This window comes from Anaerotignum lactatifermentans (assembly GCF_014982935.1).
GTDB classification, from domain to species: domain Bacteria; phylum Bacillota; class Clostridia; order Lachnospirales; family Anaerotignaceae; genus Anaerotignum; species Anaerotignum lactatifermentans.
Genome location: NZ_JADCKK010000022.1, coordinates 1 through 14338 on the forward strand (window position 1 = coordinate 1; position 14338 = coordinate 14338).

The following is a 14338-nucleotide window of genomic DNA, read 5'->3' on the forward strand; positions in this document are numbered from 1 at the left end:
CGTTCACGGGTGAAAAAGTAAAAGGGAACAAATAAAAATAGCCGCCAAGGGCGGCAGTTGAGAAAGTAGAGCACTTGGCGGACTTTCAATGCGCTTGCAAGCGCAGCTGGTAATAGCCCCTTCTAGGAGCAGAGCAAACCACCGGCTAAGCCGGTGGTCCTGATTTTTCCATCTTTCATTTTTTAACTGCGTACTTCTTGGGAGCGTTTCTCCAAAATCTCCGCAATTTTTGTTTCGTCCACATCCCATACCTTCTGGAAAGGCAGTGGCTCCCGCCGTTCCACCATGGGTTTTTCCAGCCACATAAGCCCCAGCCATTTGCCATGCTTGAAGGCACAGCGAGGAAATACTGCCGTTTCCACAAAACCAAGGCTAGTGTGAAGCACATAGCTGGCACGGTTGGTGGCTTCGATACAGCCATAGACCTTTTCCACATTCTGGAGGCGCAGAATATCCATCAACGCCCGGTAAAAGGCTTTGCCCAATCCTTTTTTCTGGAAAGCAGGCGCCAGATACACAGAAAGCTCTGCTCCCCACTGGGAAGCCGCCCGCACCATGAACTGATGGGCATAGGCATAACCGCCGATAACGCCATCTTCCTCATAGACCAGATAAGGATATTTCTCCAGAATCTCCTCAATTCTGCCGGCAAATTCCACTTCTGTAGGCACCACATATTCAAAGGTAACATTGGTATGTTCGATATAAGGGGCATAAATATCCAAAATCGCTTTGGTATCTGCCGCCGTTGCCATTCTGATTTTTCCCATAGATTATCCTTTCAGAACCTGTTTATTTTTCATGATATAATCCGCCCCGGACACAATGGTAAAGAATACTGCCAGACCCACCAGAATATTTTCGATCATGGGCATTGCCGCAAAAGGCAGATGCAGCAGAACCAGAATAATCATAATCATCTGTGTGGTTGTCTTGATCTTGCCCCACCAGCTTGCCGCCATGACAATATTGGCTTCCATGGCAAGGGTACGGAACCCGGTAATGGCAAATTCTCTTGCCAGAATCACGATAACCACCCATGCAGGCAGGTCTTCCATTGCCACCATGGATACCAGCGCGGACATCACCAGCAGTTTATCCGCCAGAGGGTCCATAAATTTCCCAAAGTTACTTACCAGATTATACTTTCTTGCAATATGTCCGTCCAAAAAGTCCGTCAGGGATGCCACAATGAAAATCGCTGTTGCAATATAACGATTCATAGGCTCATCCATGAGGAACAGCACCAACAGGAATACGGGAATGAGAATCACCCGCATGGTTGTCAGCTTATTCGGTAAATTCATCTGCATAAACGACATCTCCCATCAAATCATAGTCCCCGGCTTCTTTGATTTTCACGGAAACGAAGTCCCCGGAATAGGCTTCTTCCTCTGCATGAAAAAATACCATGCCATCAATATCCGGCGCATCCCAACGGGTACGACCGCAGTATACATTTTCTTCCGGCAGTTTGCCTTCCACCAATACTTCCAGTGTCTTGCCCACTTCCTGCTGACACAGGGAAGCGGCAATGTTTTTCTGGATGTCCATGATGATTCTCTGACGTTCTTCTTTCACTTCATCATCAATCTGGTTTTCCATTTTTGCTGCAGGGGTGCCTTCTTCCTGAGAGTAGCAGAATACACCCAGACGGTCAAAGCGCATTTCTTCCACAAATTTCTGCAAATCCGCGAATTCTTCCTCCGTTTCTCCAGGGAAGCCCACAATCAGTGTGGTACGGATGGCAATATCCGGCATCGCATCACGAAGTTTCTTCACAGTCTGGCGAATGAGTTCCTGACTGCTCTTTCTGCCCATGCGTTTCAGCACGGTATCACATCCATGCTGGATAGGCATGTCGATATAATGACAGATTTTTTCATTTTTCGCCATAACGTCGATGGTTTCCTGTGTCAGTGTTTCGGGATAACAGTACAGCAGACGAATCCACTGGATCCCTTCCACTGCCGCCAGTTTTTCCAGCAGTTCATGAAGTTTCGGTTCACCGTAAAGATCTCTGCCGTAAATGGAAGTATCCTGTGCCACAATGACCAGTTCCTTTACACCCTGTTTTGCCAAAATTTCTGCTTCTTCCACCAGACTTTCCATGGTACGGCTTCTGTGTTTGCCGCGCATTTTGGGAATGACACAGTAAGTGCAGTGGTTGTCACAGCCTTCGGAAATTTTCAGATAAGCGAAATAAGGCGCTGTGGAAAGGACACGCAGTTTGCCGTTTTCGTTCTTCATGGGCTTGTTGATGTCTTCCAGACATTTGAAGGTATGTTCGCCTCCCAGAATTCTGTCAGCGGCATCTGCCACTTCTTCGTAAGCGGCAGTACCCAAGATAGCGTCTACTTCAGGAATCTCATCAAAAAATTCCGCTTCGTAACGCTGTCCCAAGCAGCCTGCCACAATCAGACCTTTGCACTTGCCTTCTGTTTTATATTTGGCCATTTCCAGAATGGTTTCAATGCTTTCTTCCAGCGCGTCCCGGATGAAACAGCAGGTATTGACCACAATGATGTCTGCCTCCGCTTCGTCCGCTACTGCCTGATATCCTCTCTCCTGCAACAAACCCAGCATGACTTCACTGTCTACGCGGTTTTTGTCACAGCCCAAAGAGGTAAATGCTACCGTTCCTTTCATTGGTTTCCTCCTTAAACATCGATTCTCATAAAGGAAGCGGAACAACAGCAAATTCCTCTTAAGAAAACATTGTTTTTTCTTTATTTTCTTAAGAGGAATTGCGATGGCTTTCTTCAGAAGAAAACATACAAAATACAATCTTAGCAAAAATAAGAAAGCCGGAACCCTCTGCATGATAAGGTTTTCAGCTTTCTTTGTTTTCTTATGAAGATGCCCTTAAACTCTGCTCCGCTTCTTTGTCTATCCTATGAGTATACTATACTTTTTGCAAAAAATCTATGTTTTCCGCTGAATTTGTGTATTTTTCCAGCAAAGACAACATTTTCATAAAAAAGAATATCATCCACGTTTTTACACGTCAATGATATTCCCATTTTTACAGTCCGTTTTGCAGTTTTGCTGCTGTGATACAGTTTTTCATGAGCATGGCAACAGTCATGAGTCCTACGCCGCCGGGCACAGGAGAAACTGCGCCAGCCACTTCGCAAACGTCGTCAAAATCTACGTCGCCGCAAAGCTTGCCGTTTTCATTGCGATTCATGCCAACGTCAATGACAACAGCCCCTTCTTTCACCATATCTTTGGTGACAGTATGAAGCTTGCCCACTGCGCTCACCAGAATATCCGCTTCTTTGCAGATACCTTTCAAATCTTTTGTTTTGGAATGGCAGATGGTAACCGTGCCGTTTTTCTGCAAAAGCAGCATAGCGGTGGGTTTGCCTACGTTATGGCTCCGTCCAATGACAACACAGCGTTTGCCTTCGATGGTATGACCGCTGCGTTCGATCAGTTCCAGCACACCAGCAGGGGTGCAGGGCAAAAATCCCTTCTGACCTGTGTGCAGCAAGCCCACATTCAAAGGATGGAAACAGTCCACGTCTTTTTTGGGGTCTACAGCCAGAATCACTTTTTCCTCATCAATCTGAGGAGGCAAAGGCAGCTGTACCAATACTCCATGGACGCTATTGTCCATATTCAGCTGTTCCACCAGTGCCAGCAGGTCTTTTTCTTCTGTATCTTCCGGCAGTTCATAAGAACGGGAGAGGATACCCACTTTTTCACAAGCCTTTTTCTTATTATTCACATATACCATGGAAGCGGGATCGTTGCCCACCAAAACCACAGCAAGGCAGGGGGTAATCCCCTGCCGCTGTAACTTTTGTGCTTCCAAGGCAGCTTCTTCTTTGATCTGATCGGAAATCGCTTTTCCGTCGATGCGTTGTGCCTTCATAGCATAACTCCTTTATAGTTTGATTAATTAGAACAGACCAACAATGTTGCCGTCAGCGTCAATGTCGATGTTCAGTGCCGCAGGTTTTTTAGGCAGACCGGGCATTGTCATAACATCGCCCAGCAGTGCAACGATAAAGCCTGCACCAGCAGAAATGCGGATTTCTTTTACAGTTACTTCAAAGCCTTCGGGGCGACCCAGTACCTTGGGATCGTCAGACAGGGAGTACTGTGTTTTTGCGATACATACAGGGAAATGTTCAAAGCCCAGTTTTTCGATCTGTGCCAGTGTTTTCTTTGCTGCTGCTGTGAAGCTTACATGACCTGCGCCATAGATTTCCTTACATACTTTATTGATCTTTTCTTCGATGGACAGATTATCTTCGTACAGTACATGGAAATTACTTTCTTTTGTTTCCAGTGTTTCCAGAACTTTTTCAGCCAGTGCTTTACCACCTTCGCCGCCGTCAGCCCATACTTTTGCTACTGCGAATGTTGCGCCCATTTTTTCGCAGCGTTCTTTCACATAAGCCACTTCCGCGTCTGTATCCGCTACAAAGTGGTTCAGTGTAACCACAACAGGTACGCCGTATTTCTGGATATTTTCAATGTGTTTTTCCAGGTTTACAAAACCTTTTGCCAGTGCGTCCAGATTTTCGTTGCTCAAATCTGCTTTGGGAACGCCGCCATTATATTTCAATGCACGAACAGTTGCAACCAGTACAACTGCGTCAGGTTTCAGACCAGCTTTTCTGCATTTGATATCGAAGAATTTTTCTGCACCCAGGTCAGCGCCGAAGCCTGCTTCTGTTACCACATAGTCAGCCAGTTTCATAGCAAATTTTGTTGCGCGCACACTGTTGCAGCCGTGAGCGATGTTTGCGAAGGGACCGCCGTGGATGAAAGCGGGTGTGTGTTCCAATGTCTGTACCAGGTTGGGCTGCAGCGCATCTTTCAGCAGTACAGTCATGGCGCCGTCTGCGCCAATCTGTTTTGCTGTAACAGGTTCATCGTCATAAGTATAGCCAACGATGATTTTGCCCAGCATTTCTTTCAGGTCATGCAGGTCGTTTGCCAGACAGAAGATTGCCATGATTTCAGAAGCAACGGTGATCTGGAAGCTGTCTTCTCTGGGAACGCCGTTTACTTTGCCGCCCAGACCGGAAATCACATGACGAAGCTGTCTGTCATTCAGGTCCACAACTCTTTTCCAAGCGATTTTTCTGGGGTCGATGTTCAGTTCATTGCCCTGCTGGATATGGTTGTCCACCATGGAAGCCAACAGGTTGTTTGCTGTTGTGATGGCGTGCAGGTCACCTGTAAAATGCAGGTTGATGTCTTCCATAGGCACTACCTGTGCATAGCCGCCGCCGGCTGCGCCGCCTTTCACACCCATGCAGGGACCCAGAGAGGGTTCTCTCAGGCATGTCAGGGCGTTTTTGCCCATTTTCTGCAGGGCCTGTGTCAGACCGATGGTAACGGTTGTTTTGCCTTCCCCAGCAGGTGTAGGGTTTACAGCTGTTACCAGAATCAGTTTTGCGTCGGGTCTGTCTTTGATCTGATTATAATATTTATCACTTACTTTGGCTTTATACTTGCCATAACATTCCACATATTCTTCGGGGATGCCAGCTTTCGCCGCAATGGCGGTAATGGGTTCCATGGTGCATTCCTGTGCAATCTGCAAATCTGTTTTCATCTTCAAAAACTCCTCTCTCCGATTCCAATATGTCCTTGCGCTTGCCTGTCCTACTTTGAAAAAAAGCCGACAGTCCAAGCGTAATCGCCCAGACGGTCGGCATCAATTCTGTCATACTCCATGTGGTTACTCCACTTCCGTCAGTCATATGACTCTACCAAAATGGTACTATATGAGACGAAATTTGTCAATGTGCAACCTGTATGAAATCCATATTCTTTTATGCGTTTTCCTCTGTGGGGGACTGCATTTCCTCCCACTGCGCTCTGGTGATGAGGACTTTTCTTGGTTTGCTGCCTTCTTCGGGTCCAACCAGTCCCCTTCTTTCCAGTTCGTCCATGAGTCTTGCCGCACGGTTATAACCAATGCGGAACTGACGCTGAAGCATGGAAACAGAAGCCTTTTCTTTTTCCAGAATCAAATCCACTGCCTGTTCAAAAAACTCGTCTGTTTCCTCACTGGGACCGCTGGCAGTTTTTGCCACTGCTGTAATCTGATCCACCATTTCCTGTGTATATCCAGGGCGGCTGCTTTTCCGCAGGAAGTCCACAATCTGTTCCACTTCTTTATCCGTTACAAAAGCCCCCTGAATACGAGAAGGTTTTGCCTGACCGGAAGGATAGAACAGCATGTCCCCCTTGCCCAGCAGTTTTTCCGCGCCGACCATATCCAAAATGGTACGGGAGTCTATGCCGGAGGAAACGGCAAATGCCAGACGGGAAGGAATATTGGCTTTGATAACACCAGTGATAACGTCTACGGAAGGACGCTGTGTGGCAATAATCAAATGCATCCCTGCCGCACGTGCCATCTGTGCCAGACGGCAGATGGAATCCTCTACTTCGCCGGGTGCTGCCATCATCAAGTCTGCCAATTCATCGATGATGATAACAATCTGTGGCATTTTTGCTTCCGGTTCGCCTTTTTCTTCCTTCATGGCATTGAAGCCTTTGATGTCACGGACACCGCATGCCGCAAAGTCATTGTATCTTTCCAGCATTTCTCTCACTGCCCAGTTCAGTGCCGCCGACGCTTTTTTCGGGTCGGTAACAACGGGAATGAGCAAATGAGGAATACCGTTATATACACTCAGTTCTACCACTTTCGGGTCAACCAAAAGGAGTTTGACTTCTTTCGGGTCTGCCTTATACAAAATACTTGTAATCAGTGTATTGATGCAGACACTCTTACCACTGCCTGTTGCGCCGGCAATGAGCAAGTGAGGCATTTTCGCAATGTCTGTGACAATGGGATTGCCTGTAATGTCTTCCCCTAAAGCAAAAGCCAATTTGGAGGGATGTTTGCGGAAAGCATCACTTTCCAGCACTGTCCGCAGATATACGGACTTGGTTTCTTTATTTGGCACTTCAATGCCTACTGCCGCTTTACCGGGAATAGGCGCTTCAATACGAATGCCGCTGGCAGCCAGATTCAGGGCAATGTCGTCTGCCAGATTGACAATCTTGCTGACCTTGACCCCCTGACTGGGAGAAACTTCATATCGTGTAACAGTGGGACCTGCGCTGACATTGATGACGCGGGCTTCTACGCCGAAACTTTTCAGTGTCATTTCCAGTTTTCTGCCGTTTTTCTGCTGTTCCAGAATACCTGAACCACTGCTATTGCCGGGGTCACGTCCTAACAGGCTGATAGGCGGGAACACATAAGGCTTTTCTGCCGGTTCCGCAGGGGCAGCTGCTGGCTGCTGTGCTGTTTCTTTCTGGGCTTCCGGTTTTGCAGGCTCTGCCGCAGGTACGTCTGTTGGCATTTCTTCTGCCACAGGCTGTACTTCTTCCACTGGCATTTCTTCTTCTGCCATAGGTTCTTCCACTTCCAGCATGTCCATTTCTTGAGATGCTGTTTCTTCTGCATCTTCCAAATCCGCGAAATGGAAGTCTGTTTTTTCTTCTGCTGCCCGCATGGCTTCCGCCGCAAGGGCTGCCGCTTGAGATTCCATATCCCATGCTTCTTCGGGCGTTTCTCCTGCCATATTTTCTGCGGTATTATCTTCGCCGAAGATTTTTTCGTATACAGCTTCTTCCTCTGTCATTTCCACAGGTTCCTGTTTTTTGGCAACTTCTTTCAGTGGTTCTACCACCTTAAAGCGTTCCGTGGATTGAGGCGGCATCTGTGTGCCCTGCTCCAGCTCATCCACCTGCAATTTCCCGCCAAATACCACATTGAAGTCCCGTTTTGGTTCTTCCATGGGCATTTCGTTTTCTTTGACAAAGTCATAAATAGGTTCCCGTTTTTTCACGCTGTAATCCTGCTTTTTCTGACGGAAAACCGTTTCTTTGACTTCGGGATGCTCTGTGGCTTCCACTTCATGAAGCTCAATGTTGAAATCTTCTTTATTCATCACACGGCGACGCTTTGCTTCCTGTTTTTCCAGTCGTGCCGCTTCCATTTTTTCTTCCTGACGGATGCGGTCAGCCTTATTTTTGATTTTTTCATTGCGCACCTGTCTTCTGACTTTCTGATGGTCTGCCAGTGTCCCCATAGCACCAAAGAAAGAACGTCCTGTTGCCAGAATAATGGAAATCACCAGCATCGCCAGTAGAACAATGACGCTGCCCAATGCATCCAGCAGTCCAAACAGACCGCCGCCAAAGAGTCCGCCAATCAAACCGCCGTTGGTCAAAGAACCGCTGTCAAATAGCTCCATGGCTTTTTTCGCAAATCCAAGATCACCGGAAACATTCAGAGGATGGAACAGATACGCCGCTGATGCCACAGTCAGCAGGAATAATGCGCCGCCAAAGGCACGCACCAAAGGCCATTTCCGTTCTTCTGACATAAGCATCCAGATGCAGTAAATGATGACCAACACCGGCAGCAATACGCCGCTGATGCCTAACAGCCCTTGAAAAAGTCCCCCGATTACCTGACCAACAACCCCCATTTTACTGGTGATCTGGCTGATGAACACCACCGCCGAGATGACGATGATAACGATCAGTATCACTTCGTCTAAGATACTGTCACCAAAACGTTCTCTGCTTTCCGGCATACGGGTAGTTTCCCGCTTGGGTGCAGATTTTGTATTTTTTGTCGTATTCGCTTTTTTTGCAGTTGTTTTCGCGGCAGTTGTTTTTGTGCTTTTGCTGCCCGTTTTCTTCACCGCAGGGGATTTCGTCGTCTTTCGCCCCGTGCTGCTCCCTTTTGCTGCCAAAGCTTTTCACCTCTGTTCTCAAGAAATCACTAATAAAATATTATACAATAAAAATAATCTGCTGGCAAACGAAAACCACTGATTTCATGCAAAAAAACTGACCCGCTTTCTGTCGTAAAAATCAGATACAGGTCAGTTTTTGATGTTCTTTGTTGGCGGGAATGCTCAGTCCATTTTCACCACTTCAATATCCGCTTCTTCCAGAATCTTTCTGGACAGTTCATCGGGATATTCCCCTTTGTGCACAACGCGTTTGATACCAGCATTGATGAGCATTTTCGCACAAATGACGCAGGGCTGCAATGTGATATAAATGGTCGCGCCTTCTGTGGAAATACCCAGTTTTGCCGCCTGAATGATAGCATTCTGCTCCGCGTGGAGGGCACGACAAAGTTCATGGCGTTCGCCGGAGGGAATGCCTAGACGCTGACGTTCGCAGCCGCCCATTTCCGTGCAGTGCTTCAGTCCTGCAGGAGCGCCGTTATACCCTGTTGTAATGATACGGTTATCCTTGACAATGACTGCCCCTACCTGTCTGCGCAGGCATGTGGCTCTGGTCTTAACAATCTCCGCAATCTCCATAAAATATTCGTCCCAACTTGCTCTCACAATCGTTTCTCCCTTCCGTTTCTCTCGCAAAAATCCTACCACAAAGATAGCATATACACCTATCATTGTCAAACGAAATCCCCTCTGTTGTACTGAAAAAAGGAAGGATTTTCCAACAAAGGAGGGCTGGCTATGGAAAATATCAAAACATGGGCAAACACCCATTCATGGGTAAAAATTGCAGTCTATCTACTGACATTTCTTTTTCCCGCTCTGGCTTTTGCCCAATTCTATCTGCCCTCGCAGTCACCCATAAATCCATATCCCTTGATGTGGATTGGTTTTTACAGCTGTCTGTTCTTTTGCTGGGCATATAAGGGCTTTTTGCTCAAAGTTCCTTCTGTTCTGGCAAACCTGTTTTTCATGGGATTTCTGATTTTCGGTTCGCTTATGGGCGGACTTCATGGGATACTGCTTTTTGTGCGTTGTCTTTGCGTCCCTGTATTACCTTTATTTTTCTTATTTTAAAAAGCATTGGTAAAGCAGATTTCCCTTAAGACAGACATTGTTGTTCTTTTCTTTAATTTCTCAAGAGAAATTGCAGCGGATGTCTTCAGAAGAAAATATATCAGATAAATCTCAACAAAAATAAAAACGCTGGAATCAAAAGATTCCAGCGTTTTTTGTTTTCTTATGAAGCAGCCCATATAACCGAAGCTTTTGTTTTAAAAATATTCCAGATCAGATGATCAGGTTCATTTTCTTTGCTTCGAATTCCAGTTCTTCGCGGAACTGAGGCGCAGCCAGGGAAATGATCATTTTTGCTCTCTGGCTAGCTGTCTGACCTTTCAGACGAACGATACCGTTTTCTGTTACCAGGAAGTCCACTTCGTTTCTAGGTGTTGTAACGATGGAACCAGGTGTCAAAATAGGTTTGATTTTGGAGATGGTGCCGCCTTTTGTGGTGGAAAGCATTGCGATGAAGCCTTTGCCGCCTTTAGACATGTTTGCACCTCTTACGAAGTCCAGCTGACCGCCGGAACCGCTGTAATGTTTGGTACCGATGGATTCGGAGCAAACCTGACCAAACAGGTCAACTTCGATACAAGAGTTAACGGATACGAAGTTATCATGCTGTGCAATCACAGCAGGGTTGTTGATATAGCTTACAGGATACATTTCGAAAGCCGGGTTGTCATCCATGAAGTCGTACATTTTCTTGGAACCCCAAGCCAGAGTTGCAACAGTTTTGCCAACGTGGATAGGTTTTTTCATGTTGGTTACTGCGCCGCATTCCAGCAGGTCAACCATACTGTCTGTGAACATTTCTGTGTGCAGACCCAAATCTTTTTTGTCTTTCAGCAGAACACCAACAGCGTTGGGGATACCGCCAATACCCAGCTGCAGAGTTGCGCCGTCACAAACTTCGTCAGCGATCATCTGACCGATTTTCTTATCATCATCGGACAGAGGAGGGTTGTTCAGAACCAGCAGAGGTCTGGAGGATTCGCACAGAGCGGTTACCTGAGAGATATGAATCAGGCAGTCACCCATAACACGAGGCATCTGATCGTTTACATCCAGCAGGATGATGTCAGCTTTTTCACGCATTGCTACAACTTCTGCGCCAGCCATAGGGCAGCTGAAGTAACCATGCTTGTCCATAGGAGAAACTTCTGCGTAGAAAACATTCAGTCTGGGCTGAACATCTCTCCAGTAACCGGGGATAGTGCTGTAGTTACAAGGAATATAAGTATGGATACCTTCCTGGATGCCTTTTCTGCCAGGAGCGCCTGTGAACCAGGATACATATTCATACTTGCCTTTCAGTTCGGGTTTCATGAAGGGACCGCCTTTTACGGACAGTGTTGCGTGGTGTACAACACCTGTCAGTTCGCCTCTCATTGCTCTTGCTGCAACCGCTTCACAAATAGCGGTAGGTTCTTCCAAACCTGTGGGACATGCGCAAACGTCACCGGATTTTACATACATGGCAACTTCTTCGGGGGATTTGCGTTTTGCCTGATACATTTCCTGGAATTTGTTCATATTCTCTCACCTTTCTTCATTTATTTGATTAAAAATCAGCATACTGCCAATGCGTTTCTTCTAATGCATACAATATACGTAATATTATTTTATATTTTACCATAGCCATAGGCAAAAAGTAAAGAATTGTCCATCATGTTTCTGATTATATACAATCATACCACATTTTTCAGTAATTTTTCCATGCAATTTTTCATAGAATACCGAAAATTCAACATTTACATATGTCATACAACTTTTCTTTCATGCGATTATCCAGCCATATCTTTCCTGTATTCAAGTTCCTTGTTCTTATCTTTGTACGACATGAAAAATGGGCACAAAAAAAGACTGTATTCATAAAGAATACAGTCTTTCTTACTTACAGATTAAACCAGATATTTCTGTACTTCCGCAGGAAGTAAATCCTGTTTGCGGCTGATGATCATAATCATATCTGTTTCAGCTTCAGCAGAAGTCTTTTCCAGTTCTTCGATGAACTTCACGAAATCCGCATCACTAACTTTGTCTACAATATGATTCAGACCGTCAATATAGATTTTTTCAATATCGCTATTCTGAGAAAGGATACCACAAACAAATCCTCTGAAAACCTGAGGGTCTTCCATAATAAACTTCGGTGTGTCTACAAAACGAACACTATAATGCAGATCATACATACGGCTGTTGTCGTCGTCTACGAAAACAACGCTGCCATTTGCGCTTTTGCCTGCTTCATTTGCCATTGCAATGAGTTTCTTTGTTTTACCTTCACCTTTTTCGCCTGCAAGAATCTGAACCATCGCAATCTCCCCCTTCATGATGTTGGTGATATACCTTTTCGTATTTGTTAGATTGTGTTGCAGTAAAGCTAATGCTTTATGTTTATGATGTTATTATTCTCCCTTTACTGCAAAAACCCTCTTTTTTTCCTGCTAATTTTTCAAAACTATGTACATTTATTTAGTTTCAACAAGTCGATTCCGAAAAAACAAAACTAGATTCATGCATAATGTACAGGTTTATTTGTTCATCTTGCCCAAATCTTCTTTTGTATACCGGTATACATTACAGTGAATAGCGGAACGATACCGTTCATAGGTCTCCAAACTGATTCCCGCGGGCTTTGTCATCAGGCGCAGTGGCAAAGGTTCCTGTCCCTTACGCATAGGAGGCTGCATATAAGGATAGTCATTCCACACAAAACCATGACGTTCATAAAATCCAATGCGGCGGCGTGTCAGTGTATCCTCTGGCACTTCAACCTCCAGCACCACATTTTTTCCCTTCCAATGCAAAAATAAATCCAGCATCTTTCCGCCGAATCCATGGTTTCGCTTTTCCGGCAATGTCGCAAAATGTTCAATATACAGAAAATCATCAGCCAATTCCCATGCAGCAATTACGCCGCCGACCGTTCCGTCTTCGTCCTCTATGGCATACATATGGTACTTTTCATTTTCAATCAAGGCAAGCTGATCTTCCTTGGAACGTACCTCCGTTTCCGGAAAGCTCTGGGCAAGAATGGGATAAACTTTCTCAAAATCTTCCTTTGTCAATATTCTTTCAAACATTTTTTCTCCTCCTGTCAGCTTCTTGTGGCTATCAGGATATCACACCCTGTGCAGAAAAGCAACGATAGTCCCCCATCTTTTACGTTTTGTTTGCAAATGCCGCTGCCCTCTTTTCTTTTTTCTGTACTATGCTATACTGAAAAGCATAAGAAAGGATGTGATTCTTTGAGAAAAATCAAATACAGTATTCTTCTGGGGCTGTTGCTTCTGTTATGGAGCACCGTACCTGCTTTTGCGAGAGATGTGACCGTACAGCTGGACGGCAATGTACTTTCCTGCCTCCACGATCCTGTCATTGAAAATGACCGTGTGCTGGTTCCCATGCGGGACATCATGGAGCCTCTGGGCTATGAAGTGTTATGGAATGAAAAAGACTGTTCCATTGTGGCAAAAGATGCGGATACCAATATATATCTAACCATCAACAATGCTTATGCTACCGTCAATAATACACAAGTGGTATTAGACGCAGCTCCCCGCATCATTGATGATATCACTATGGTTCCTCTGCGTTTTGTGGCAGACTACAGCGGTGCTTCCGTCACTTGGGACCCCAAGACCTACACCGTATCCATTGAAAGAGGCGGCGCACCTTCCACACCGGAATATACCACCGCAGACTCTGTGGTTTATATCCAGACAAATAAAATCCAGGGAAGCGGCATCGTTCTGTCAGAAGACGTGCTCATTGCCACTAACTTCCATGTCATCGAAAACGCTTCCACTGCCCAGATTATATTCAATGACGGCACCATCTACGCAGGCGGCATCACCGTTGTGGGTCTTGACCCCCAGGCAGACATTGCCCTTCTGCAAATCGACAAACAGGGACTGCATCCCGTGACACCGTCTTATACCATCACAGCCGGAGAAAAAGTCACAGCCATTGGTTCTCCCAAAGGCAAACGCAATGTTTCCAGCACAGGTACTGTCAACGGATATACAGACGACATCATTTCCATGACTGCCCCCATTGCTCACGGCAGCAGCGGCGGCGGTTTGTTCAACGCAGCAGGACAGGTTATCGGCATGTGTTCTTCTTACAGCGAAAACCAGTATTTCGCTATTCCCATTGAAAAAGTTCTTGCAGTACACCGTACCATGAACCTGCCCATCAGCGGCATGAAGAATTATGTATATCAGCCATCCGCTCCCAGAAATATCACTTATACAACGGAAAATGGCTATACCTATTTCATTTGGGAACCTGTTTATGATGCGGATTACTACTATATTTATATTGCTTCCGAAGAAGGCGGCAATTATCAGCAGGTGAAAAACACCACACTGAACAATAATCAATGGTACTGGAATTATCCTCATGCATTTGGCATTTCCATGACAAATAACCAGGGATTCTATATTCGTATTACTACCGTGCGGGACGGCGTAGTCTGCGGCACCAGCAATCCCATTTATGTACCTGCAAAATAATAT

Annotated in this window: 12 protein-coding genes and 1 riboswitch; of the genes, 2 read left to right on the plus strand and 10 right to left on the minus strand. The window is 45.8% G+C overall.

Annotation, left to right across the window (positions count from 1 at the left end; all coding sequences use genetic code 11):
• Positions 1–182: 182 nt before the first annotated feature.
• The 7 genes from INF29_RS07315 to INF29_RS07345 all read right to left on the minus strand — a co-directional run bounded on the left by INF29_RS07315 (position 183) and on the right by INF29_RS07345 (position 9425).
• Entirely contained in the window at positions 183–770 is a 588-nt protein-coding gene (locus tag INF29_RS07315; RefSeq protein ID WP_193485648.1) for a GNAT family N-acetyltransferase, read from the minus strand.
• A 3-nt stretch (positions 771–773) separates the two neighbouring features.
• Positions 774–1307: a CDP-diacylglycerol--glycerol-3-phosphate 3-phosphatidyltransferase gene (gene pgsA, locus INF29_RS07320; protein ID WP_191344581.1), complete on the minus strand. Its 534-nt coding sequence runs from the start codon at positions 1305–1307 to the stop codon at positions 774–776.
• Entirely contained in the window at positions 1291–2649 is a 1359-nt protein-coding gene (gene rimO, locus INF29_RS07325) for a 30S ribosomal protein S12 methylthiotransferase RimO (protein ID WP_193485650.1), read from the minus strand. The genes pgsA and rimO overlap by 17 nt, the downstream gene beginning before the upstream one ends.
• Positions 2650–3025: 376 nt before the next feature.
• Positions 3026–3880, minus strand: a complete 855-nt coding sequence (gene folD, locus INF29_RS07330; RefSeq protein WP_072852651.1) for a bifunctional methylenetetrahydrofolate dehydrogenase/methenyltetrahydrofolate cyclohydrolase FolD — start codon at positions 3878–3880, stop codon at positions 3026–3028.
• 27 nt (positions 3881–3907) lie between these two features.
• Positions 3908–5578: a formate--tetrahydrofolate ligase gene (locus INF29_RS07335; protein ID WP_191344579.1), complete on the minus strand. Its 1671-nt coding sequence runs from the start codon at positions 5576–5578 to the stop codon at positions 3908–3910.
• Positions 5579–5657: 79 nt separating this feature from the next.
• A riboswitch (ZMP/ZTP riboswitch) is annotated at positions 5658–5736 on the minus strand.
• 62 nt (positions 5737–5798) lie between these two features.
• The gene (locus INF29_RS07340; protein WP_243184122.1) at positions 5799–8750 is read right to left on the minus strand and encodes an FtsK/SpoIIIE family DNA translocase; all 2952 of its coding nucleotides are present in this window, start codon (positions 8748–8750) and stop codon (positions 5799–5801) included.
• Positions 8751–8915: 165 nt separating this feature from the next.
• Positions 8916–9425, minus strand: coding sequence for a deoxycytidylate deaminase (locus INF29_RS07345; protein WP_207728136.1), 510 nt, complete (start codon positions 9423–9425; stop codon positions 8916–8918).
• A 66-nt stretch (positions 9426–9491) separates the two neighbouring features.
• Between INF29_RS07345 and INF29_RS07350 the strand changes: the two genes are divergently transcribed.
• A complete protein-coding gene (locus INF29_RS07350) occupies positions 9492–9827 on the plus strand; it encodes a hypothetical protein (RefSeq protein ID WP_193485652.1) in 336 nt (111 codons plus the stop codon).
• Between the two features lie 213 nt (positions 9828–10040).
• Here INF29_RS07350 and INF29_RS07355 read toward each other — a convergent pair whose 3' ends face one another.
• From INF29_RS07355 to INF29_RS07365, 3 genes are all read right to left on the minus strand, one after another.
• Positions 10041–11348, minus strand: a complete 1308-nt coding sequence (locus INF29_RS07355) for an acetyl-CoA hydrolase/transferase family protein (protein ID WP_072852643.1) — start codon at positions 11346–11348, stop codon at positions 10041–10043.
• A gap of 368 nt (positions 11349–11716) precedes the next feature.
• On the minus strand, positions 11717–12130 hold the full coding sequence (locus INF29_RS07360; protein WP_022253589.1) for a hypothetical protein: 414 nt from the start codon (positions 12128–12130) through the stop codon (positions 11717–11719).
• Positions 12131–12349: 219 nt separating this feature from the next.
• Positions 12350–12901 (minus strand): GNAT family N-acetyltransferase, encoded by a 552-nt coding sequence (locus INF29_RS07365; RefSeq protein ID WP_193485654.1) that lies wholly within the window; start codon positions 12899–12901, stop codon positions 12350–12352.
• 165 nt (positions 12902–13066) lie between these two features.
• Here INF29_RS07365 and INF29_RS07370 point away from each other — a divergent pair, with 165 nt between their 5' ends.
• Positions 13067–14335 carry a stalk domain-containing protein gene (locus INF29_RS07370; protein WP_193485656.1) on the plus strand — a complete coding sequence of 423 codons (1269 nt, stop codon included), beginning with the start codon at positions 13067–13069 and terminating at the stop codon, positions 14333–14335.
• Positions 14336–14338 lie beyond the last annotated feature (3 nt).